General features: G+C 61.1%; 21 protein-coding genes. 9 read left to right on the top strand and 12 right to left on the bottom strand.

Translation table 11 applies throughout. The features are described from left to right. Positions 1 to 84 precede the first annotated feature (84 nt). A complete protein-coding gene (locus GQA94_RS12820; RefSeq protein WP_158188387.1) occupies positions 85 to 2,310 on the bottom strand; it encodes an NADP-dependent isocitrate dehydrogenase in 2,226 nt (741 codons plus the stop codon). Between the two features lie 370 nt (positions 2,311 to 2,680). Between GQA94_RS12820 and icd the strand changes: the two genes are divergently transcribed. Further along, positions 2,681 to 3,937 carry an NADP-dependent isocitrate dehydrogenase gene (gene icd, locus GQA94_RS12825; RefSeq protein WP_158188388.1) on the top strand — a complete coding sequence of 419 codons (1,257 nt, stop codon included), beginning with the start codon at positions 2,681 to 2,683 and terminating at the stop codon, positions 3,935 to 3,937. A 56-nt stretch (positions 3,938 to 3,993) separates the two neighbouring features. Here the strand turns inward: icd and cspD are convergent, their stop codons facing one another. Then, positions 3,994 to 4,251: a cold shock domain-containing protein CspD gene (gene cspD, locus GQA94_RS12830; RefSeq protein WP_158188389.1), complete on the bottom strand. Its 258-nt coding sequence runs from the start codon at positions 4,249 to 4,251 to the stop codon at positions 3,994 to 3,996. A gap of 213 nt (positions 4,252 to 4,464) precedes the next feature. Between cspD and clpS the strand changes: the two genes are divergently transcribed. Both clpS and clpA read left to right on the top strand, forming a co-directional pair. After that, positions 4,465 to 4,827 (top strand): ATP-dependent Clp protease adapter ClpS, encoded by a 363-nt coding sequence (gene clpS / locus GQA94_RS12835; protein WP_158188390.1) that lies wholly within the window; start codon positions 4,465 to 4,467, stop codon positions 4,825 to 4,827. 29 nt (positions 4,828 to 4,856) lie between these two features. Beyond that, a complete protein-coding gene (clpA, locus tag GQA94_RS12840) occupies positions 4,857 to 7,127 on the top strand; it encodes an ATP-dependent Clp protease ATP-binding subunit ClpA (RefSeq protein ID WP_158188391.1) in 2,271 nt (756 codons plus the stop codon). Between the two features lie 189 nt (positions 7,128 to 7,316). Here clpA and infA read toward each other — a convergent pair whose 3' ends face one another. The 4 genes from infA to trxB form a co-directional block, all read right to left on the bottom strand. Then, on the bottom strand, positions 7,317 to 7,535 hold the full coding sequence (gene infA / locus GQA94_RS12845; protein ID WP_002553999.1) for a translation initiation factor IF-1: 219 nt from the start codon (positions 7,533 to 7,535) through the stop codon (positions 7,317 to 7,319). 99 nt (positions 7,536 to 7,634) lie between these two features. Continuing rightward, a complete protein-coding gene (locus tag GQA94_RS12850) occupies positions 7,635 to 8,342 on the bottom strand; it encodes an arginyltransferase (RefSeq protein ID WP_158188392.1) in 708 nt (235 codons plus the stop codon). A 52-nt stretch (positions 8,343 to 8,394) separates the two neighbouring features. Continuing rightward, complete coding sequence (aat, locus tag GQA94_RS12855) at positions 8,395 to 9,075, bottom strand: leucyl/phenylalanyl-tRNA--protein transferase (protein WP_158188393.1); 681 nt, start codon at positions 9,073 to 9,075, stop codon at positions 8,395 to 8,397. Positions 9,076 to 9,123: 48 nt separating this feature from the next. Further along, positions 9,124 to 10,071, bottom strand: coding sequence for a thioredoxin-disulfide reductase (gene trxB, locus GQA94_RS12860; RefSeq protein WP_158188394.1), 948 nt, complete (start codon positions 10,069 to 10,071; stop codon positions 9,124 to 9,126). Positions 10,072 to 10,285: 214 nt separating this feature from the next. Here trxB and ftsK point away from each other — a divergent pair, with 214 nt between their 5' ends. The 6 genes from ftsK (at position 10,286) to cysG (ending at position 17,993) form a co-directional block, all read left to right on the top strand. Further along, complete coding sequence (gene ftsK / locus GQA94_RS12865; RefSeq protein WP_199270039.1) at positions 10,286 to 12,691, top strand: DNA translocase FtsK; 2,406 nt, start codon at positions 10,286 to 10,288, stop codon at positions 12,689 to 12,691. 14 nt (positions 12,692 to 12,705) lie between these two features. Next, positions 12,706 to 13,332, top strand: coding sequence for an outer membrane lipoprotein chaperone LolA (gene lolA, locus GQA94_RS12870; protein WP_158188395.1), 627 nt, complete (start codon positions 12,706 to 12,708; stop codon positions 13,330 to 13,332). A 75-nt stretch (positions 13,333 to 13,407) separates the two neighbouring features. Further along, entirely contained in the window at positions 13,408 to 14,733 is a 1,326-nt protein-coding gene (locus GQA94_RS12875; RefSeq protein WP_158188396.1) for a replication-associated recombination protein A, read from the top strand. Continuing rightward, the gene (gene crcB / locus GQA94_RS12880) at positions 14,730 to 15,104 is read left to right on the top strand and encodes a fluoride efflux transporter CrcB (protein ID WP_158188397.1); all 375 of its coding nucleotides are present in this window, start codon (positions 14,730 to 14,732) and stop codon (positions 15,102 to 15,104) included. The genes GQA94_RS12875 and crcB overlap by 4 nt, the downstream gene beginning before the upstream one ends. Positions 15,105 to 15,176: 72 nt before the next feature. After that, on the top strand, positions 15,177 to 16,457 hold the full coding sequence (serS, locus tag GQA94_RS12885; protein WP_158188398.1) for a serine--tRNA ligase: 1,281 nt from the start codon (positions 15,177 to 15,179) through the stop codon (positions 16,455 to 16,457). A 138-nt stretch (positions 16,458 to 16,595) separates the two neighbouring features. Then, positions 16,596 to 17,993, top strand: coding sequence for a siroheme synthase CysG (cysG, locus tag GQA94_RS12890; RefSeq protein WP_158188399.1), 1,398 nt, complete (start codon positions 16,596 to 16,598; stop codon positions 17,991 to 17,993). A 48-nt stretch (positions 17,994 to 18,041) separates the two neighbouring features. Here cysG and GQA94_RS12895 read toward each other — a convergent pair whose 3' ends face one another. From GQA94_RS12895 to tusD, 6 genes are all read right to left on the bottom strand, one after another. Beyond that, positions 18,042 to 19,040, bottom strand: coding sequence for a glutathione S-transferase family protein (locus tag GQA94_RS12895; protein WP_158188400.1), 999 nt, complete (start codon positions 19,038 to 19,040; stop codon positions 18,042 to 18,044). A gap of 88 nt (positions 19,041 to 19,128) precedes the next feature. Then, positions 19,129 to 20,112 carry a glycosyl transferase family protein gene (locus tag GQA94_RS12900; protein ID WP_158188401.1) on the bottom strand — a complete coding sequence of 328 codons (984 nt, stop codon included), beginning with the start codon at positions 20,110 to 20,112 and terminating at the stop codon, positions 19,129 to 19,131. Next, positions 20,109 to 20,444, bottom strand: a complete 336-nt coding sequence (locus GQA94_RS12905) for a TusE/DsrC/DsvC family sulfur relay protein (protein WP_158190102.1) — start codon at positions 20,442 to 20,444, stop codon at positions 20,109 to 20,111. The genes GQA94_RS12900 and GQA94_RS12905 overlap by 4 nt, the downstream gene beginning before the upstream one ends. After that, positions 20,441 to 20,743 carry a sulfurtransferase complex subunit TusB gene (gene tusB, locus GQA94_RS12910; RefSeq protein WP_158188402.1) on the bottom strand — a complete coding sequence of 101 codons (303 nt, stop codon included), beginning with the start codon at positions 20,741 to 20,743 and terminating at the stop codon, positions 20,441 to 20,443. The genes GQA94_RS12905 and tusB overlap by 4 nt, the downstream gene beginning before the upstream one ends. Further along, positions 20,743 to 21,102, bottom strand: coding sequence for a sulfurtransferase complex subunit TusC (gene tusC / locus GQA94_RS12915; protein ID WP_158188403.1), 360 nt, complete (start codon positions 21,100 to 21,102; stop codon positions 20,743 to 20,745). The genes tusB and tusC overlap by 1 nt, the downstream gene beginning before the upstream one ends. Beyond that, entirely contained in the window at positions 21,102 to 21,494 is a 393-nt protein-coding gene (gene tusD, locus GQA94_RS12920; protein WP_158188404.1) for a sulfurtransferase complex subunit TusD, read from the bottom strand. The genes tusC and tusD overlap by 1 nt, the downstream gene beginning before the upstream one ends. Positions 21,495 to 21,535: the final 41 nt, after the last annotated feature.

Here is a 21,535-nt window from a genome sequence, read left to right on the forward strand (position 1 = left end):
TAACGATCAGCGCGCCTGGAAAAAACAAAACCCCGGCACTGGGCCGGGGTTTCGGTTCAGCGGCGCCAGTCAGCGCCCGGTGACTCAGGCCAACGTCGCGAGGGCAGCGTTGAAGGTCGCGCTAGGACGCATCACCTGGCTGGTCAGCTCGGCGTTGGAGCGGTAGTAGCCACCGATCTCCACCGGCTTGCCCTGGACCTCGGCGAGTTCGGCAACGATGGCCTGCTCGTTATCGCTCAGCTGTTTGGCCAGCGGTGCGAAGTGAGCCTGCAGTTGCGCGTCCTCGGTCTGTGCAGCCAGTTCCTGGGCCCAGTACATCGCCAGGTAGAAATGGCTGCCGCGGTTATCCAGCTCACCGGTGCGACGCGAAGGAGACTTGTTGTTGTCGAGGAGCTTGCCGGTCGCGGCGTCCAGTGTCTTGCCGAGCAGTTTGGCCTTGACATTGTCCGTCTTGATTCCGGTTTCTTCCAGCGACACGGCCAGGGCCAGGAATTCGCCGAGCGAATCCCAACGCAAATGGTTTTCCTCCATCAGTTGCTGCACATGCTTGGGAGCCGAGCCGCCGGCGCCGGTTTCGTACATGCCGCCGCCCGCCATCAACGGGACGATGGAAAGCATTTTTGCCGACGTACCCAGCTCCATGATCGGGAACAGGTCGGTCAGGTAGTCACGCAATACGTTGCCGGTCACCGAGATGGTGTCCTGGCCACGAATCAGGCGCTCCATGCTCACACGAATGGCTTCGTTGTAGCCCATCATGCGGATATCCAGGCCGGTCAGGTCATGCTCCTGCAGGTAGGCTTCGACCTTCTTCTGAAGCTCGCGATCGTGGGCGCGCTCCGGGTCCAGCCAGAAGATGGCCGGGGTGTTGGACTGACGCGCGCGGGTGACGGCCAGCTTGACCCAGTCGCGGATCGGGGCGTCCTTGGTCTGGCAGGCACGCCAGATATCGCCTTTTTCGACCTGATGCTGCATCAGCACGGTGCCGTCGGCGAGCACGACCCGCATGGTGCCGTCGGCCGTCATTTCGAACGTCTTGTCGTGAGAGCCGTATTCCTCGGCTTTCTGCGCCATCAGGCCTACGTTGGGTACGCTGCCCATGGTGGTCGGGTCGAACGCACCATTGGTTTTGCAGAAATTGATCATTTCCTGGTAGATGCGGGCGTAAGTGCTTTCCGGCATTACGGCCTTGGTGTCCTTGAGTTTGCCGTCCTTGCCCCACATCTGACCGGAGCTGCGGATCATCGCCGGCATGGAAGCGTCGACGATCACATCGCTGGGAATGTGAAGGTTGGTAATGCCCTTGACCGAGTCGACCATCGCCATTTCCGGGCGGCCGGCATAGCAGGCGTGGATGTCTTGAAGGATTTCTTCCTGCTGGGAGTCCGGCAGCGACTTGATCTTGTCGTACACGCTGCTCAAGCCGTTGTTCGGGTTGACGCCGATCTCTTCGAACAGCTTGCCCCACTTGTTGAACAGGTCTTTGTAGTAAACGGTGACGGCGTGCCCGAAGACGATCGGGTGGGAAATTTTCATCATGGTCGCCTTGACGTGCAGCGACCACATCACGCCCGAATCCTTGCAGTCTTGCAGGGTGGCTTCGAAGAACTCACGCAGCTTCTTGCAGCTCATGAACATGCCGTCGAGCACTTCGCCTTTCTGCAGCGTGATCTGCTTCTTGACCTCTACGGTGCCGTCCTGGCCAACGAACTCGATACGCACGTCACCCGCTTCCTGCATGGTGATCGACTGCTCGCTGGAGAAGAAGTCGCCGCCGCGCATGTAGTCGGCATGGGACTGGGAAGCCTTGCTCCACTTGCCCATCGAATGGGGGTGCTTGCGGGCGAAGGCTTTGACCGCTGCCGGTGCGCGGCGGTCGGAGTTGCCCTCGCGTAGAACCGGGTTCACGGCGCTGCCGAGGATCTTGCTGTAACGCGCGCGTGCCTCTTTCTCGGCGTCGGTCTGAGGGTCTTCCGGGAAGTTGGGGATGTTGTAACCGAGCGCTTGCAGCTCGGCGATCGCCGCCTTGAGCTGGGGAACGGAAGCGCTGATGTTCGGAAGCTTGATGATGTTCGCGTCTGGCTGGCTGGTCAGCTCTGCGAGCTTGGCCAGGTCATCGGAGACGACCTTGTCAGCGTCCAGTTGGTCGGCAAAGCTTGCAAGAATGCGTCCTGCAAGAGAGATGTCACGTGTTTCGACGGCAATATCTGCGGAGGCGGCAAAGGCTTCTACAATGGGCAGAAGCGAGTAGGTGGCCAGCGCCGGGGCTTCGTCGGTGAAGGTATAGATGATCTTCGATCGGGTGGACATGTAGAGTTGACTCTCTCTTGCTGAGCGTGCACAGAACCTCGAAGTGCGCAGGTAGGCGCCTTGGCTACGTTTGTCGAGCCGGTCTCGAGATTCGCCGCGATGATGTTGGATGCAGCACCACTAGAGTGTTGAGCGTTCGATCCGTCCGGCTGCGGTTGGCAGCCTGGCGGTTTCAGGAGGCAAGGATCTCGTCGGAGGTCGGTTGGCCCCTCATGACTCGTTAGTCACCTAAGCAGTATATCACCCCGGCCCGTTGTCAAAGAATGCCCAAGCCATAAGACGAATGAACATATGGTTTCGGCCGATTCAACTGGGGTACTCTTCGGAGACGACCACTGTTTAATGTTTAACCACAAAAACGGAGTCCAGCATGGGATACCAAAAGATCCAGGTGCCTTCCAGCGGTGACAAAATCACCGTCAATGCCGACAACACCCTCACCGTCCCGAACAATCCGATCATCCCCTACATCGAGGGTGACGGGATCGGGGTCGATATCAGTCCGGTGATGATCAAGGTGGTCGATGCGGCGGTGGAAAAAGCCTACGGCGGCCAGCGCAAGATCTCCTGGATGGAAATCTACGCGGGAGAGAAGGCGACTCAGGTCTACGACCAGGACACCTGGCTACCCAAGGAGACCCTGGAGGCAGTTCGTGATTACGTGGTGTCCATCAAAGGGCCGCTGACCACACCGGTTGGCGGTGGTATCCGCTCGTTGAACGTTGCGTTGCGTCAGGAGCTCGATCTGTACGTCTGCCAGCGGCCGGTTCGCTGGTTCACGGGTGTGCCTAGCCCGGTGAAGAAGCCTGCCGATGTCGACATGGTGATTTTCCGCGAGAACTCCGAAGACATTTATGCGGGTGTCGAGTGGAAGGCGGGGTCGCCGGAAGCGGAAAAGGTCATCAAGTTCCTCACCGAGGAAATGGGCGTCAAGAAAATCCGTTTCACCGAGAACTGCGGCATCGGTATCAAGCCGGTATCGCTCGAAGGCACCAAGCGTCTGGTTCGCAAGGCCCTGCAGTATGCGGTCGATAACGATCGCAGCTCCGTGACCCTGGTGCACAAGGGCAACATCATGAAGTTCACCGAAGGCGCCTTCAAGGAGTGGGGCTACGAGGTGGCTCGTGATGAATTCGGTGCCGAGCTGCTGGACGGCGGCCCTTGGATGCAGTTCAAGAACCCCACGACCGGCAAGAACATCGTTGTAAAGGACGCGATTGCCGATGCCATGCTTCAGCAGATCCTGCTGCGCCCTGCCGAGTACGACGTGATCGCCACACTCAATCTGAACGGTGACTACCTGTCCGACGCCCTCGCCGCGGAAGTCGGTGGTATCGGCATTGCGCCGGGCGCCAACCTGTCCGATACCGTCGCGATGTTCGAGGCGACACACGGCACCGCGCCGAAATACGCCGGCCAGGACAAGGTCAACCCCGGTTCATTGATTCTGTCGGCCGAGATGATGCTGCGCCACATGGGGTGGGTGGAGGCGGCGGACCTGATCATCAAATCGACCGAAAGCACCATCGCGGCCAAGACCGTGACCTATGACTTCGAGCGGCTGTTGGACGGTGCCACGCTGCTGTCCTGCTCGGAATTCGGCGACGCCATGATCACGCATATGTAAGCTGACCGGGCAACACAAAAAGGCCGATCGATGATCGGCCTTTTTGTCGCCTGGAGTCAGGCGTCTACGGTCGACCCTTGTGAGGCAGGCGCCGCTGCCTCACAAGGGGTCTGGAGCGATTGAATGTTGGTTGCGTGCAGGCCCTTTGGACCTTGCAGAATATCGAACATGACCGCTTGCCCAGCTTTCAGAGTTCTGTACCCTTCCATCTGAATGGCAGAGTAGTGGGCGAACAGGTCCTCATCGCCGCCGTCTGCTACGATAAATCCATAGCCCTTGGCGTTGTTGAACCACTTGACCTTACCGCTTAGCATGCTGTTATCCCTCTGCAAAGGAGTCCATCACTGGAGTAACATCCATTTCATTCCGCGCTGATGCAGCACATGGCCCACACGCGCAGCCCGTTGCCGTTGTGGCACATACTGTTTGTATCATCGTTTTGCCGATAGTCAAGGCGACTCGTCAGGTGGCTGTGAAGCCCTTCCACTTACCCGGCCTCGGCGCCCCGATCTAGAACAGTTATACGCATGCGTGCATCTCCAGAGATTCGACTAATATTCAATCAAGATCGCCCCAAGCCCCTGGACGACGACTCTTCCGGCGTGGCTGTAGAAGAAGCCAAGCCGCAACTGAAGGCACCACCGATGTTCAAAGTTGTCATGTTTAATGACGACTACACGCCGATGGATTTCGTCGTGGAGGTGCTCGAGGGAATTTTCAATCACAATCGGGAGCTCGCCACCAAGATCATGCTGGCGGTTCATACCGAAGGGCGGGCCGTCTGTGGCGTCTACACACGAGACGTTGCGGAAACCAAAGCGATGCAGGTCAATCAATATGCAAGGGAATGCCAGCACCCGTTGCTTTGTGAGATCGAGAAGGACGGTTAAACCCGACTGTTGGGTAAGAGGTGAAAGCTATGTTGAACCGTGAGCTCGAAGTCACTCTGAATCTGGCTTTCAAGGAGGCTCGTACCAAGCGTCATGAATTCATGACGGTCGAACACCTCCTGTTGGCCTTGCTGGATAACGAAGCCGCCGCTACGGTCCTGCGGGCCTGTGGGGCCGGTCTGGATAAGTTGCGGCATGATCTGCAGGAATTCATCGACTCCACCACGCCGCTGATTCCTCAGCATGACGAGGAGCGCGAGACCCAGCCAACCCTGGGCTTCCAGCGCGTGCTGCAGCGCGCTGTCTTTCATGTTCAGAGCTCCGGCAAGCGCGAAGTCACCGGCGCGAACGTCCTGGTTGCGATCTTCAGCGAGCAGGAAAGCCAGGCGGTATTTCTGCTCAAGCAACAGAACGTTGCGCGTATCGACGTCGTCAACTACATCGCCCATGGAATTTCCAAGGTGCCGGGCAATAGCGGCAACCCTGAAAGCGATTCGGACATGCAGGACGAGGAGGGTGGTGAAGCGAGTGCATCGGGCAATCCGCTCGACGCGTACGCGAGCAACCTCAACGACCTGGCCCGTCAGGGGCGTATCGACCCGTTGGTCGGCCGCGAGCACGAGGTCGAGCGAGTCGCCCAGATCCTCGCGCGTCGGCGCAAAAACAATCCATTGCTGGTGGGCGAGGCCGGGGTCGGCAAGACGGCCATTGCCGAGGGGTTGGCCAAGCGGATCGTCGACAACCAAGTCCCCGACCTGCTGGCCAACAGCGTCGTCTATTCCCTTGACCTCGGTGCCTTGCTGGCCGGTACGAAATATCGCGGCGACTTCGAGAAGCGCTTCAAGGCGCTGCTGAACGAGTTGCGCAAGCGGCCCCAGGCGGTGCTGTTCATTGACGAAATCCATACCATCATCGGTGCCGGCGCGGCGTCTGGCGGTGTGATGGACGCTTCGAATCTGCTCAAGCCGCTGCTGTCCTCGGGAGAGATCCGATGCATCGGATCGACGACCTTCCAGGAATTTCGTGGGATATTCGAAAAGGATCGGGCGCTGGCGCGACGCTTCCAGAAAGTCGACGTTTCCGAGCCTTCCGTCGAGGACACCATTGGCATCCTGCGCGGGCTGAAGGGGCGCTTCGAGCAGCATCACGGCATCGAGTACAGTGATGAATCGCTGCGTGCCGCGGCGGAATTGGCGTCGCGCTACATCAACGATCGCCACATGCCGGACAAGGCAATCGATGTGATCGACGAGGCGGGCGCTTTCCAGAGGCTGCAGCCCGAAGACAAGCGTGCCGCCCGGATCGACGTCGAACAGGTCGAGGATATCGTGGCCAAGATCGCGCGGATTCCTCCAAAGCACGTCAGCACCTCCGACAAGGAACTGCTGCGTAATCTGCAGCGCGACCTGAAGCTCACGGTGTTCGGGCAGGACGATGCGATCGATTCGCTCGCCACTGCCATCAAGCTGTCCCGTGCAGGTTTGAAAGCGCCGGACAAGCCCGTGGGCTCGTTCCTTTTCGCGGGCCCCACCGGGGTCGGCAAGACGGAAGCGGCGCGCCAGTTGGCACGGGCGCTGGGGATCGATCTGGTGCGCTTCGACATGTCCGAGTACATGGAGCGTCATACCGTGTCGCGTCTAATCGGCGCACCGCCTGGCTATGTCGGTTTCGATCAGGGCGGCTTGTTGACCGAGGCGATTACCAAGCAGCCGCACTGTGTGCTCCTGCTCGACGAGATCGAGAAGGCGCATCCGGAGGTGTTCAACCTGCTCCTGCAGGTGATGGACCACGGCACCTTGACGGATAACAACGGCCGCAAGGCGGATTTCCGCAACGTCATCCTGATCATGACCACCAACGCAGGCGCTGAAACCGCGGCGCGCGCTTCCATCGGATTCACCCATCAGGATCATGCGTCCGATGCGATGGAGGTGATCAAGAAGAGCTTCACGCCCGAGTTCCGCAACCGTCTGGATACCATCATCCAGTTCGGTCGCCTGAGCCATGAAGTCATCAAGAGCATCGTCGACAAGTTCCTCATCGAACTGCAGGCGCAGCTGGAAGACAAGCATGTCACGCTCGAGGTATCGGACGCGGCGCGTGGTTGGCTGGCTGAGCGGGGCTATGACCCTCAGATGGGCGCGCGGCCCATGGCTCGTTTGATCCAGGACAAGATCAAGCGTCCACTGGCCGAAGAGATTCTCTTCGGAGAGCTGGCCGAGCATGGCGGCATCGTTCACATCGACATTCGTGACGGTGAGCCATTCTTCGACTTCGAGACTTCAGCCGAACTGGCTTGACGGTTGTACGACCGAGCCAAACAGAAACGCCCGGCATTGCCGGGCGTTTCTGTTTCGTTATCAGGCGATACGATCAGTTTTCAACGATGGGGGCGGTCCGATGGCGGCTCGATGTTCGAGTCGTCAGGTCGCTGTTCCAGCGCAAACAAAAAGCCCGGTCATAACCGGGCATTTCATGCTCGCGTCCGGTCAGCGGGCGCGGTAGGTGATGCGACCTTTGCTCAAGTCGTACGGGGTCAGTTCCACACGAACCTTGTCACCGGTCAGAATCCGGATGTAGTTCTTGCGCATCTTTCCGGAGATGTGCGCAGTAACGACGTGCCCATTTTCCAACTCCACGCGAAACATGGTGTTGGGCAGGGTGTCGACGACAGTACCTTCCATTTCGAAGCTGTCTTCTTTCGACATTCAGTAAAGCCCTCGGTGTCCAATGATTGACCCGGTGCGAAGAATGCCCGGGTAAAAGCGGCAAGTATTGTGCCTGAAAGGGCCCCGAGAGCCAAGGGCTCAGCTGAGAGTTATCCAGCGTTGATTAACCAGCAGTTCGATTGGACGATATTCGGTTTTGTAGTTCATCTTGCGGCAATTCTTGATCCAGTAGCCCAGATAGAGTGCTTTCAATCCGAGGCGCGCGGCTTCTCCGACCTGCCAGAGAATGGCGAAGCGGCCAAGGCTGCGACGCTCCTCGCTGGGGTCATAGAAGGTGTAGACGGCAGACAGGCCGTTGGGCAGTACGTCGGTCACCGCCAGGGCGAGCAGGCGCCCGTCCAGGCGAAACTCGTAAAAGCGGGAGAAGGGCAGGTCGCGGACGAGGAAGGTGTGAAACTGATCTCTGCTCGGGGGATACATGTCGCCGTCGGCGTGGCGCTGTTCGATGTAGCTCGCATAGAGCGTGTAGTACTCCTCGGTGAATGCAGGCCGTACGTTGGTGACGATCAGGTCGGTGTTGCGCTTCAGGATGCGCTTCTGCTGGCGATTGAGTTGTAGCCCTTCGGCGGGTATCCGGGCCGGAATGCAGGCGGTGCAGCGTTGGCAATGCGGTCGGTAGAGATGATCGCCGCTGCGGCGAAAGCCCATCTCCGACAGTTCGGCATACACCTGTACGTCCATCGGCTGGCTGGGGTCGAGGAACAGCGTGGTGGCCTGTTCGTCGGGCAGGTAACTGCACGCATGAGGCTGAGTGGCATAGAACTTGAGACGAGCCAGTGAAGTCATGGTCAGCTCTCGAAAATCTTGAAGTCAGTGTAGGTCAGCTTGGCTTCGTGGACTAGGACTCCCATCGGGCTGAACTGGGTTCGTCCAGATACCTGTCGAGCGCTTCGGCGAAGGTTTGGCGAGATATGCCGCGCGCACCGAAACTGGCCAGGTGTTGCGTCGGCATCTGGCAGTCAATCAATTTGAATCCCCAGTCTCGGAGACGTTCCACTAATGTCACGAATCCCGCCTTGGACGCATCGGTCGCGCGACTGAACATCGACTCACCGAAGAATAGCTGACCCATGGCCAGGCCATAGAGGCCGCCGACCAACCGTCCGTCTTGCCAGACTTCCACCGAGTGCGCCACGCCGAGCCGGTGCAGGGCCACATAGGCGTCCTGCATCGGCGTGGTGATCCAGGTGCCTTCGGCGTAGCTGCGAGGGGAGGCGCAGCCTTCGATGACCTCGGCAAATGCGCGGTCGAAGGTGATCTCGAATACCCCCTGGCGCAACGTCTTGCGCAGGCTGCGGGAGACATGCAACTCCTGCGGGTACAGAACCGTACGTGGGTCTGGCGACCACCAGAGCAGCGGTTGTCCGTCCTGATACCAGGGGAAGCAACCGTGGCGGTAGGCGGCCAGCAGGCGCTCCGGCGACAGGTCACCGCCCGCGGCGAGCAGGCCGTTGGGCTCGCGCATGGCCTTTTCCAGCGGGGGGAACGACAGGTCGTCGCGCTGCAACCAGGTCAGCATATCGATACGTCACGAGGGGCGGATGAGGGCATCCGCCCTGGCGGTGGGTTATTGGTCCAGGAACTTTTCGGCATCGAGTGCGGCCATGCAGCCGGCGCCGGCGGAAGTAATGGCCTGACGGTACACGTGATCGGCCACGTCGCCTGCCGCGAAGACGCCCGGGATCGTCGTGCAGGTGGCGTCGCCCTCGCTGCCACCCTTGATCTTGAGGTAGCCGTCTTTCATTTCGAGCTGGCCCTGGAACAGGTCCGTGTTGGGCTTGTGGCCGATCGCGATGAACACGCCTGACAGTTCGAGCTTCTGCTCTTCGCCAGACTGTGTGCTTTTCAGCCGCACGCCAGTCACGCCGCTGGCATCGCCCAATACCTCTTCGAGGGTGTGGTTCCAATGCAGTCGGATGTTGCCGTTAGCGGCCTTCTCCATGATCTTGTCTTGCAGAATCTTCTCGGAGCGCAGCTTGTCGCGACGATGGATCAGATGCACTTCCTTGGCGATGTTCGAGAGGTACAACGCTTCCTCCACGGCCGTGTTGCCACCGCCAATCACCGCGACCACCTGGTTGCGGTAGAAGAAGCCGTCGCAGGTGGCGCAGGCCGATACACCGCGCCCAGCGAATGCCTCTTCCGATGGAAGGCCGAGGTATTGTGCCGAGGCGCCTGTGGCGATGATCAGCGCATCGCAGCTGTAGGTGGCGCTGTCGCCCTTGAGGATGAATGGGCGCTGCTGCAGTTCGGCCGTATGGATGTGATCGAAGACGACGTCGGTGTCGAAGCGCTCCGCATGCTTTTGCATCCGCTCCATCAGGGCCGGACCGGTAAGGCCTTCGACATCACCGGGCCAATTGTCCACTTCTGTAGTAGTGGTGAGCTGGCCGCCAGGCTGGATGCCGGTGATCATCACCGGCTTCAGATTGGCACGGGCAGCGTATACCGCGGCGGTATAACCGGCCGGGCCCGAGCCGAGGATGATCAGACGTGAATGCTTGACTTCATTCATAAAAAGCCCTCATAAGCCTTTGTTGCGAATAGAGAAGCGTGCTCCAGTCGAGCCGCGCTGAAAAAACTGGCGTTTATGCTACACCGAAGCATCGAGAAAAGCCCAAGCCGGCGCGGAACCGGCATGCCATCGAATCGACAAACCCGTACAATGTCCAATTATCTGGCTGAATACGGTTCATAGAGCGCGCCGCAGGCGCAGGAAATAAAGCGTTTTGAAGAATACCTCCTCTACCGCGCCGGCTTCCGTCTGGCGACAGCAGTTGCATTACCGTCTCAAGGAAGGCGCCTTGATCGCGCTCGGCGCGCTGTGCGCATACCTCTGGATGGCATTGCTTACCTACGATCCAGCCGATCCCGGCTGGACGCATACCAGCAACGTCCAGCAAGTCCAGAATGCCGCGGGACGCGCCGGGGCCTGGTTCGCCGATGTGCTGTTCATGGCGCTCGGCTATTTTGCGTTCCTGTTTCCGTTGTTGCTGGGCATCAAGACCTGGCAGGTGTTTCGTGCCCGTCACCAGCCCTGGACATGGAACGGGTGGCTGTTCTCCTGGCGCTTGATCGGGCTCATCTTCCTGGTCCTTTCCGGCTCCGCGCTGGCGTATATCCACTTCCAGTTCGCCAACAACCTGCCGGCTTCGGCGGGCGGAGCCCTGGGGGAGAGTCTTGGGCAGCTTGCCGAGGCAGCGCTCAACGTCCAGGGCAGCACCCTTGTGCTGTTGGCGTTGTTCCTGTTCGGCCTGACCGTATTCACCGACCTGTCCTGGTTCAAGGTGATGGACCTGACCGGCAAGATCACGCTCGACCTGATCGAGCTGATCCAGAGTCTGTTCAGCCGCTGGTGGTCGGCCCGGAACGAGCGCAAGCAGGTCATCGCACAGTTGCGCGAAGCCGACGACGTGGTCAACGAAGTGGCTGGTTCACTCTCCGATCAGCGGGAGCGCGCCAAGGTAAAGGAGCGCCTGCTCGAGCGTGAAGAGTCGCTGAGCAAGCACATGAGCGAGCGGGAAAAACGCCCAGCGCCAGTGATCCCTCCCGCTGCACCGCCGAAGCCAGTCGAGCAGAGCAAGCGCGTCTTGAAGGAAAAGCAGGCGAACCTGTTCGTCGACCCTCTGATCGAAGGCAGCGTGCCGCCGCTTTCACTGCTGGACGTCGCCGAAAAGCAGCAAAAGCAGTACTCCCCCGAATCGCTGGAAGCCATGTCGCGCTTGCTGGAGATCAAGCTGAAGGAATTCGGCGTCGAGGTCATCGTCGAGTCGGTTCATCCGGGCCCGGTCATCACGCGCTTCGAGATTCAGCCGGCGGCTGGGGTCAAGGTCAGCCGAATCTCCAACCTGGCCAAGGATCTGGCGCGCTCCCTGGCGGTGATCAGTGTCCGCGTGGTCGAGGTGATTCCCGGCAAGACGACCGTGGGCATCGAAATCCCCAACGAGGATCGCCAGATCGTGCGGTTCTCGGAAGTCCTGTCGTCCGCACCTTATGATGATGCCAAATCCCCGGTCACCATCGCCCTCGGCCACGATATCGGGGGCAAGCCGGTGATCGCCGACCTGGCGAAAATGCCCCACCTGCTGGTGGCCGGTACCACTGGCTCGGGTAAGTCGGTCGGTGTGAACGCGATGATTCTTTCGATCCTGTTCAAGTCGACGCCAGAAGATGCGCGGCTGATCATGATCGACCCGAAAATGCTCGAATTGTCGATCTACGAAGGCATCCCGCACCTGCTGTGCCCGGTGGTGACCGATATGAAGGAGGCGGCCAACGCGTTGCGCTGGAGCGTCGCCGAGATGGAACGTCGCTACAAGCTGATGGCGGCCATGGGCGTGCGTAATCTGGCGGGCTTCAACCGCAAGGTGAAGGAAGCGGAGGAGGCCGGTACGCCGCTCACCGATCCGCTGTATCGTCGCGAGAGCATGGAAGATGAAGCGCCGCTGCTGAAAAAGCTGCCAACCATCGTCGTCGTCGTGGACGAATTCGCCGACATGATGATGATCGTCGGCAAGAAGGTCGAAGAGCTGATCGCGCGTATCGCGCAGAAGGCGCGCGCAGCCGGCATTCATCTGATTCTCGCTACCCAGCGGCCTTCGGTCGATGTGATCACCGGCCTGATCAAGGCCAACATTCCCACGCGCATGGCGTTCCAGGTGTCGAGCAAGATCGACTCGCGCACCATTCTCGACCAGGGCGGCGCCGAGCAACTGCTTGGCCATGGCGACATGCTTTATCTGCCGCCGGGCACCGGTTTGCCGATTCGCGTGCATGGCGCCTTCGTTTCCGACGATGAAGTGCATCGCGTCGTAGAGGCCTGGAAAGCGCGTGGCGCGCCCGACTACATCGAGGAGATCCTGGTCGGTGTCGAAGAGTCCGGCAGCGGCTTCGATGGCGGTGGCGGTGACGGCGGCAGTGGCGAGGGAAGCGAGGAGGACCCGCTCTACGACGAGGCCGTTCGCTTCGTCACCGAAAGCCGTCGCGCATCGATCTCCGCAGTGCAGCGCAAGCTGAAGATCGGCTACAACCGCGCCGCGCGTATGATCGAAGCCATGGAGATGGCGGGCGTCGTCACCTCAATGAATACCAATGGCTCGCGCGAAGTGCTCGCGCCGCCACCCATCCGCGACTAGCGCACTGAGGTCTCATGCAATTGATTCGCGTGCTGTTTGCATCCGCTCTACTGTTTACCCTGGCGCCGGCCCAGGCCGATCAGTCCGCCTCCGTGCAACGCCTGACCGGCTTGCTGCAGCAGGCTGAAACGCTGACTGGGCGCTTCTCCCAGCTGTCGTTGGACGGCACCGGCACCCAGCTCCAGGAGACATCCGGCGAGATGGCGCTGAAGCGGCCGGGCCAGTTTCGCTGGCACACCGACGAGCCGATGGAGCAATTGCTGGTGTCCAACGGCAAGAAGGTCTGGCTGTACGACCCGGACCTCGAACAGGTGACCATCCAGACATTGGATCAACGGCTGACCCACACACCGGCACTGTTGCTCTCGGGCGATGTGTCGGCAATCAGCGAGAACTTCGAGGTGTCGCACCAGCAAGCCGGCGAAGTAGTGGACTTCACGCTCAAGCCCAAGGCCAAGGACACGCTGTTCGATACGCTGCGCCTGTCCTTTCGAGGCAACGTGATCAACGACATGCAAATGGTCGACGGTGTCGGCCAGCGCACCAATATCCTGTTCCAGGGCGTCGAGCTGAACAAACCGCTCAAGGCTGATCTGTTCACCTTCGAAATACCAGAGGGAACCGACGTCATATCCGAGTGACCCGCGTCGGTCTTTTCGCCAACCGATACGGCCTGCTTTCCTGCAGGCCGTTTGCATGAGAGGTTCCCGTCCGCGATGGACCTGTTCAATCGCGATCCTGTCGCCCAGCCCCTGGCTGCACGTTTACGCGCGGCCAGCCTCGATGAATACGTCGGACAGGAACACCTGCTGGCGCGCGGCAAGCCACTGCGCGAGGCGCTTGAGCAGGGCGCGCTGCATTCGATGGTGTTCTGGGGCCCGCCCGGCGTCGGCAAGACGACCTTGGCGCGTTTGCTGGCCAAGGTTTCCGACGCCCACTTCGAGACCGTTTCGGCGGTGCTCGCCGGTGTGAAGGAAATCCGCCAGGCGGTGGAGATCGCCAAGCAACAGGCCGCGCAGTATGGCCGCCGCACCATTCTTTTCGTCGACGAGGTGCATCGATTCAACAAGTCGCAACAGGATGCCTTTCTTCCCTACGTGGAGGACGGCACGCTGATCTTCATCGGTGCCACTACCGAGAATCCCTCCTTCGAATTGAACAATGCCTTGTTGTCGAGAGCGCGTGTCTACGTGCTCAAGAGCCTCGATGAGGCCGCGCTGCGCCGCCTGGTGGCCCGTGCGCTGGGCGAGCCCAAAGGCCTGGGCGACATGCGCCTGAGCCTGCCCGAGGAGAGTTTCCAGATGCTCATGGCGGCCGCCGATGGCGACGGTCGGCGGCTGTTGAACCTGCTGGAAAACGCCTCGGACCTGGCCGAAGAGGGCGGTGAGATCAGTGTCGAGCTGTTGCAGGACCTGCTGGGCGATAGCCGGCGTCGTTTCGACAAGGGCGGCGAAGCCTTCTATGACCAGATATCGGCGTTGCACAAATCCGTCCGCGGCTCCAATCCGGATGCTGCGCTGTACTGGTTCGCGCGAATGATCGACGGAGGGTGCGATCCGCTGTACATCGCTCGCCGCGTGGTGCGAATGGCCAGCGAGGAGGTCGGTAACGCTGATCCGCGTGCGATGGGGCTGTGTCTATCCGCCTGGGATGTTCAAGAGCGCCTGGGCAGTCCGGAGGGAGAATTGGCGGTGGCCCAGGCCATCGTTTACCTGGCCTGCGCACCGAAGAGCAACGCTGTTTATATGGCCTACAAGGCGGCAATGCGCGACGTGGCTGAAAACGGCTCGCAGGAAGTGCCGTTGCACCTGCGAAACGCGCCAACCCGGCTGATGAAGGAACTGGGCTACGGCAATGAATACCGCTACGCCCATGATGAGCCCGATGCCTATGCCGCAGGCGAGGACTACTTTCCGGACGCCATGGCGCCGCGTCAGTACTATCAGCCTGTGCCGCGCGGGCTGGAGAGCAAGATCCGCGACAAGCTCGAGCACCTGGCACGTCTCGATCGACAAAGCCCACGGCAACGGAGAAAACCATGATACGGATGGCACTTGCCGTGGCGGCAGGGGGCGTGGTCGGTACGCTGATCCGTTTCGGTGTTGCGACTTGGGTATCGGCCCATTGGCCCCGCCATTTCTATCTGGCGACGCTGGCGGTCAACCTGCTCGGCTGTCTGCTGATCGGCTATCTGTATGCCGCCTTCCTGGCACGCCCGGACATTTCCCCGGAGCTGCGCGGCGGCCTCATCATCGGTTTCCTTGGCGCGCTGACGACGTTTTCCAGCTTCTCACTCGACGGGTTGCGCCTGCTGGAAAGCGGGCAACTCGCAACGGCATTCGGCTATGTCGGGCTCAGCGTGTTGGGCGGGCTGCTGGCCGCCTGGGGCGGGCTGGCGCTCGGCAGGTTATGAACCTGGCCGCGATCACAGTAAACTCCGCTACCGCTCCGCCTTTCCTCAAAGCTTTCACAGACGAGACTCACCATGCTTGATTCGAAACTGGTACGCACACAGCTGCAGGACGTCGCCGATCGCTTGGCTACTCGCGGCTACCAGCTGGACGTGGCGCGTATCGAGGCGCTGGAAGCACAGCGCAAGACCGTGCAGACCCGTACCGAGCAACTGCAAGCCGAGCGCAACGCTCGCTCCAAATCGATTGGCCAGGCCAAGCAGCGTGGCGAGGACATCGCGCCGTTGCTCGCCGATGTGGATCGAATGGCCAGCGAACTAGACGCAGGCAAGGTCGAGCTGGATGGCATTCAGGCCGAACTCGACCAACTGATGCTGAATGTGCCGAACTTGCCTCACGAGTCGGTACCGGTGGGCAAGGATGAAGACGATAACGTCGAAGTGCGCCGCTGGGGCACGCCCAATCGTTTCGATTTCGAGATCAAGGATCATGTCGCGCTGGGCGAGCAGCATGGTTGGCTGGACTTCGAAACCGCCGCCAAACTGTCGGGCGCGCGCTTCGCGCTGATGCGCGGGCCGATTGCGCGTCTTCACCGGGCGCTGTCTCAGTTCATGCTCGACCTGCACACCCGGGAGCACGGCTACGAAGAAGCCTACACACCGTATCTGGTCCAGGCACCGGCTTTGCAGGGCACCGGACAGTTGCCGAAGTTCGAGGAGGATCTGTTCAGGATCACGCGCGCGAACGAGGCCGACCTTTACCTGATTCCAACCGCCGAAGTGTCGCTGACCAACATCGTGGCCGGCGAAATCCTCGATGCCAGGCAACTGCCGTTGAAGTTCGTCGCGCATACGCCGTGCTTTCGTAGCGAGGCCGGTGCGTCCGGCCGCGATACCCGAGGGATGATCCGCCAGCATCAGTTCGACAAGGTCGAGATGGTACAGATCGTCGAGCCGAGCCAGTCCGCCGAGGCACTCGAAAGCCTCACAGCCAATGCGGAAAAGGTCTTGCAGTTGCTGGGCTTGCCCTACCGGGTGCTGGCCCTGTGCACCGGTGACATGGGCTTCGGTGCAACCAAGACCTATGATCTGGAGGTCTGGGTTCCGAGCCAGGACAAGTACCGCGAGATTTCCTCCTGCTCAAACTGCGGCGATTTCCAGGCACGTCGCATGCAGGCGCGCTTCCGTAACCCGGCAACCGGCAAGCCGGAACTGGTGCACACGCTCAATGGCTCGGGCCTGGCAGTGGGGCGCACGCTGGTGGCTGTACTGGAGAATTACCAGCAGGCGGACGGCGGCATTCGTGTGCCCGACGTCCTGAAGCCCTACATGGGTGGCATCGAGATCATCGGCTGATGCCGGTGCGCGGCGGCGAACCCGTCGCCGCTCTTTGGTTTCCAGTCGGCACTATGCTTACAGCTTGATCGCCGACAAGGGCCGTCTCCGGCGTAACGGCTGAGATGGTCTCACTTTTACAGTCACCAGGGCTCGCTGATGGATTTTCTGCCGCTGTTCCATAATCTCAGGGCGCGCGCTGTGCTGGTCATCGGTGGCGGCGAGATCGCCTTGCGCAAGGCGCGCCTGTTATCCGAGGCCGGGGCCGTGCTGCGTGTCGTGGCGCCCGAGATCGAGCCCCAACTGGCTGAACTGGTCGAGCAGGGCGGCGGGCAGGCGGTCCTGCGCGGCTATGTGCGCGACGATCTGGCGGGCTGCGTGCTGGTCATTGCCGCCACTGATGACGGTCGTCTGAATGCCCAGGTCTCAGAAGACGCCAAGGCGCTGGGCATTCCGGTCAACGTGGTGGATTCGCCCGACCTGTGCTCGGTCATCTTTCCAGCGATAGTCGATCGCTCGCCGCTGATCATTGCCGTGTCCAGCGGCGGCGACGCTCCGGTCCTGGCGCGCTTGATGCGGGCGCGTATCGAAACCTGGGTCCCGGCGGTGTACGGCCAGCTGGCCGGTCTGGCGAAGAAGTTCCGCAGCCAGGTCAAGGCGAAACTTCCGAACGTACAGCAGCGAAGGGTGTTCTGGGAGGAGGTGTTTCAGGGCCACATTGCCGAGCGTGCAATGACCGGACAGGTGAACGAAGCCGAGCGGCTGCTGGCGGCAAAGCTTTCTGGCGCAACGTCCAAGTGCCTTGGCGAGGTGTATCTGGTTGGTGCGGGACCCGGCGACCCGGATCTGCTGACCTTCCGCGCGCTGCGGTTGATGCAGCAAGCCGATGTCGTGCTTTACGACCGCTTGGTCGCGCCCGCCATCCTCGATCTGTGTCGCCGCGATGCCGACCGCATCTACGTCGGTAAACAGCGCGCCGCGCATGCTGTTCCGCAGGATCAGATCAATCAACTGCTGGTCACGCTTGCCCTGCAGGGCAAGCGGGTGTTGCGCCTGAAGGGTGGCGATCCCTTCATATTCGGGCGGGGTGGCGAGGAAATCGAAGAGCTGGCCGCGCATGACATTCCGTTCCAGGTCGTCCCGGGAATTACCGCCGCCAGCGGCTGCGCCGCCTACGCCGGTATACCCTTGACGCATCGCGACCATGCGCAATCGGTGCGTTTCGTTACCGGCCATTTGAAGGACGGCAGCTGCGACCTGCCTTGGTCGGAATTGGTCGCGCCCAGCCAGACCCTGGTGTTCTACATGGGGCTGGTGGGGCTACCGGTGATCTGCGAACAACTGATCGCCCACGGGCGTGCTGCCGATACGCCCGTCGCGCTGATCCAGCAGGGCACCACCAGCCATCAGCGGGTGTTTACCGGAACGCTCGCCAATCTCGCCGCGCGGATCGCGGGCGAGCAGGTCCAGGCGCCGACGCTGATCATTGTCGGCGAAGTGGTCACACTCCGCGAAAAGCTCGCCTGGTTCGAGGGCTCGGGTCGCGCGCCGGAATAAACGCGGCGCGTGCACTCATGCCGGCGCTAACGCGCCCTATCCGCCCTGTCAGCGCGACCAGATGCCCTTGCCTGGGAGGCGGTCGCGATCATGCGCACGATCCAGTGCCAGATGCGGGCCTTTCGGAATGATGCCGTTGGCATTGATATGACGATGACTCGCGTAGTAATGGCTCTTGATATGGGTGAAGTCGACGGTTTCGGCGATCCCGGGCCATTGGTACAGCTCGCGCAGCCAGTTCGACAGGTTCGGGTAGTCCTCGATCCGCCGCAGATTGCATTTGAAATGCCCGTGATAGACGGCATCGAAGCGGACCAATGTGGTGAACAGGCGCCAGTCCGCTTCGGTCAGATATTCGCCAGTGAGGTATCGCCGGTCACCGAGACGCCGCTCCAGCCAGTCCAGTTCGCTGAACACTTCGTCGAACGCCGCCTCGTAGGCCTTCTGCGTGGAGGCGAATCCGGCGCGATAAACCCCATTGTTGACCCGCGGATAGATTCGCTCGTTGAGCATCTCGATCTCGGCGCGCAGCGGTTCAGGGCAGAGGTCCAGTGTCGATCCGGTCAGCCCATCGAACGCCCTGTTGAAGATGCGGATCAACTCGGCGGACTCGTTATTGACGATGCGTTGCTGCTGGCGATCCCACAGCACCGGTACGGTGACGCGGCCGGTGTAGTTTTCGTCATCGCGGGTGTAGCGCTGATGCAGGTATTGCAGACCGTCCAGTGCGTCACCGGTGGAGCCTGTGTCCAGGTCGAAGGTCCAGCCGTGCTCGGCCATTAGCCAACTGACGACCGACACGTCGATCAACTGATCGAGCTGCTTGAGTTTGCGATAGATCAGCGTGCGATGTGCCCAAGGGCAGGCGAGCGAAACATAGAGGTGATAGCGTCCGGCTTCAGCCTTGACCGCGCGTTGGCCGTCCGGACCGGGCGAACCGTCCGCGGTCACCCAGTCGCGTCGTTGCGCCTGTTCTCGCTGGAATTCGCCGTCACGGCTGTTTTCGTACCAGCGGTCCTGCCACTGTCCATCCACCAAGAGCCCCATGTTCTGCCTCCTCGTGCTTTCAGATTAGGGGCCAGTCTATGGAGGATAGTTCGATGGATGGGTCACATTAGCCGGTCTGATCCATCGTTCAGAGCGATAGGTTGCGTCGTTCCCAATACTGGCGCGCCTGGCTGAACGCGGATTCGCGCGATTGGCCGAGCCCGCGCAACGCCAGCGCGATGGTCGCCACGACGGCCAGCTCACCGTACGCGTCCTCGACCGTGCCTTGCCAGACGGCCAGCAGATGCTGCGGATCGAGTGTCGCCGGCTTGACGTGGCGTTGTGGCGAAAGCGCCGGCCAGTCCTCGTCCCAGGACACGCCCGCTTGAGTGCCGTACAGGTGCGCAACGCCGTCCGGATTGACCTCGATCTCGCCGCCTTCACCTTTGATCACGATGGCCGTGTCTCCCAGCAAACGGCTGGCTTCGCGGTGATTGGCCTGGTAGCCGGGATGAAATATGCTTTGCAGACCGCAACGGGCACCCAGCGGGTTGAGGATGCGCGCCAGCGAATGGATGGGCGAGCGCAGCCCGAGAATGTTGCGTTGATCGATCATCCGCTGCAGTCCAGGCATCCAGAAACCGAGCGGGGCGAAGGCGAGGTTGGCCCGGTCCAGAGCAACGGCAACGCTGTTCCAGTCTTCGCAGCGGGCGATTCCCAGCAGATCGAGCTGCTGTTCGCTGTACATCCGGCCGGCGGTATGCGCGCCACCGCCGTGCATAAGGATGCGGACGCCGTTGCGTGCCAGGCACTTGGCTGCGAGCAGGTACCACGGCAGGTGGCGTTTCTTGCCGGCGTAGGTCGGCCAGTCAATATCCACGGCAATCGACGGCGCGTGCAGGCGCTCGCGTACGGCCTCGGTGAATCCGGCAAGCTCCTGCGCGCTCTCTTCCTTGTGCCGCAGCAACATCAGGAACGCACCGAGCTGGGTGTCTTCGACCTTACCGTCGAGCAGCATCCCCATGGCTTCGCGGGCTTCTTCTCGGGTGAGATCGCGGGCGCCGCGCTTGCCTTTGCCCAGGATCCGGACGAAGACGGCGAAGGGGTGTTCGGCAGGGGTGACAAGGCTCATATGCAGTTGCTCGGTTTCGGCAGGCCCGCCAGCTTTGCGGCGAGTTTGGCGGGTGTGCCTTTGAATAGACGGTTCAGGTGCATGCTTTTGCCCTTTTCCGGGCCGAGTTTCAGGGCGGTGTACTTGATCAGTGGGCGCGTTGCCGGAGAGAGCTGAAACTCGCGATAGAATTCCCGCAGCAGATGCAGAATCTCCCAATGCTCGGCTTCGAGGTTGATGCCCTCGGCCTTCGCCAGCGCCTCGGCGACCGATTCGTTCCAGTCGTCGAGGTTGACCAGGAATCCGTCCTGGTCCACAGCAACTTGCGCACCGTTCACATTCAACGCCTTCATAGCCATGTATTGGTCCGTGCATAGCGGCAGCACAGTTCGACGAAGCCTGGGTAATCGACCTGCCGCAAGCGTGCGGGCAGGTCTGAAAGGCCACGAGCGGCAACGTCTTCCTCCAGAGCGTAGAGCGTGATGCCGTCTGGCATCGACTCCAGCGACTCGCGGTGGGTGGTCGCGCACTGCACCGCGTAGACCGCGTCGCCACTCAGCAGCAAGGCATCGCCGTCACCAAGAAGACGAAGACAGCTGACCAGACGGTCGTCGCCGAACGGGGAGTGAGAAAGCACATGCAAGGTAGCCATCAGAGGGTGATCACATGGTCGTAACGGTTGATAAGGGCACCGAGTGCGGCATCGTCGAGCACCTCGACCGGCAAAGGCAGCGTCGTCTCGTCGAGCCCTCGCGATTCGAGGCTGCGCTTGGCGGCAAAGAGGGAATCGACACCGAACATCGCCAGCGCCTGCAGGTTGGCCGTCAGGTCTTTCTGCTGCAGATGTGCTGGCTGCTGCGCGGGGGCCAGCTGGAACACGCCATCATCGAGGAACAGCAGTGCGAGCGGGAGTTCGAACGCGCCGCCGGCCAGCACGATGTCCAATGCCTCGCGAGCCGTGGGGCCGGACCATGGCGATTGGCGGGTAATGATCAGCATCGAGCGCGCCATCAGTGGCCTCCGAAGCAGACGAGACGGTCCGCCTGCTGGCAGGCTTCATGTAACTGCCCCAGACCGGACAGCTCCCAGCCGGGCGCGATATTGGCGGCAGGCCGCTGATAGCGCCTCGCTTCCTGTTCATCCAATACGCCGCGGCGTAGGCCGGCGGCGATGCAGACCACCCCATCGAGCCGGTGGCTGCCGACGAAGTGGGTCCACTGGGCTGCGATGTCCTGCTCGTCCTGCCCCGCGACCAGATTGGCCGAGGCGCTGTGAACACCGTCCTGGTAAAGAAACAGCCGGACTATTTCATGCCCACCGGCCAGCACGGCTTCGGCGAAGCGCAACGCACGCCGCGAGGCCGGCGAATGGGCGGGGGAGAACAAGGCGATAACGAATTTCATGAGGCACCGTCGGATTGCTGGGGACATGATACGCCAGCGGC

This window comes from Stutzerimonas stutzeri, assembly GCF_009789555.1.
GTDB classification, from domain to species: domain Bacteria; phylum Pseudomonadota; class Gammaproteobacteria; order Pseudomonadales; family Pseudomonadaceae; genus Stutzerimonas; species Stutzerimonas stutzeri_R.

Bases quoted from the DNA above. Each gene is read 5' to 3' on its own strand.
- cysG (WP_158188399.1), top strand. From the start codon at position 16,596: ATGGATTTTCTGCCGCTGTTCCATAATCTCAGGGCGCGCGCTGTGCTG.
- aat (WP_158188393.1), bottom strand. From the start codon at position 9,075: ATGCTGACCTGGTTGCAGCGCGACGACCTGTCGTTCCCCCCGCTGGAA.
- crcB (WP_158188397.1), top strand. From the start codon at position 14,730: ATGATACGGATGGCACTTGCCGTGGCGGCAGGGGGCGTGGTCGGTACG.
- clpA (WP_158188391.1), top strand. From the start codon at position 4,857: ATGTTGAACCGTGAGCTCGAAGTCACTCTGAATCTGGCTTTCAAGGAG.
- GQA94_RS12895 (WP_158188400.1), bottom strand. From the start codon at position 19,040: ATGGGGCTCTTGGTGGATGGACAGTGGCAGGACCGCTGGTACGAAAAC.
- GQA94_RS12820 (WP_158188387.1), bottom strand. From the start codon at position 2,310: ATGTCCACCCGATCGAAGATCATCTATACCTTCACCGACGAAGCCCCG.
- infA (WP_002553999.1), bottom strand. From the start codon at position 7,535: ATGTCGAAAGAAGACAGCTTCGAAATGGAAGGTACTGTCGTCGACACC.
- trxB (WP_158188394.1), bottom strand. From the start codon at position 10,071: ATGAATGAAGTCAAGCATTCACGTCTGATCATCCTCGGCTCGGGCCCG.
- GQA94_RS12875 (WP_158188396.1), top strand. From the start codon at position 13,408: ATGGACCTGTTCAATCGCGATCCTGTCGCCCAGCCCCTGGCTGCACGT.
- GQA94_RS12905 (WP_158190102.1), bottom strand. From the start codon at position 20,444: ATGAAGGCGTTGAATGTGAACGGTGCGCAAGTTGCTGTGGACCAGGAC.
- clpS (WP_158188390.1), top strand. From the start codon at position 4,465: ATGCGTGCATCTCCAGAGATTCGACTAATATTCAATCAAGATCGCCCC.
- GQA94_RS12850 (WP_158188392.1), bottom strand. From the start codon at position 8,342: ATGACTTCACTGGCTCGTCTCAAGTTCTATGCCACTCAGCCTCATGCG.
- cspD (WP_158188389.1), bottom strand. From the start codon at position 4,251: ATGCTAAGCGGTAAGGTCAAGTGGTTCAACAACGCCAAGGGCTATGGA.
- tusC (WP_158188403.1), bottom strand. From the start codon at position 21,102: ATGGCGCGCTCGATGCTGATCATTACCCGCCAATCGCCATGGTCCGGC.
- icd (WP_158188388.1), top strand. From the start codon at position 2,681: ATGGGATACCAAAAGATCCAGGTGCCTTCCAGCGGTGACAAAATCACC.
- lolA (WP_158188395.1), top strand. From the start codon at position 12,706: ATGCAATTGATTCGCGTGCTGTTTGCATCCGCTCTACTGTTTACCCTG.
- tusB (WP_158188402.1), bottom strand. From the start codon at position 20,743: ATGGCTACCTTGCATGTGCTTTCTCACTCCCCGTTCGGCGACGACCGT.
- GQA94_RS12900 (WP_158188401.1), bottom strand. From the start codon at position 20,112: ATGAGCCTTGTCACCCCTGCCGAACACCCCTTCGCCGTCTTCGTCCGG.
- serS (WP_158188398.1), top strand. From the start codon at position 15,177: ATGCTTGATTCGAAACTGGTACGCACACAGCTGCAGGACGTCGCCGAT.
- tusD (WP_158188404.1), bottom strand. From the start codon at position 21,494: ATGAAATTCGTTATCGCCTTGTTCTCCCCCGCCCATTCGCCGGCCTCG.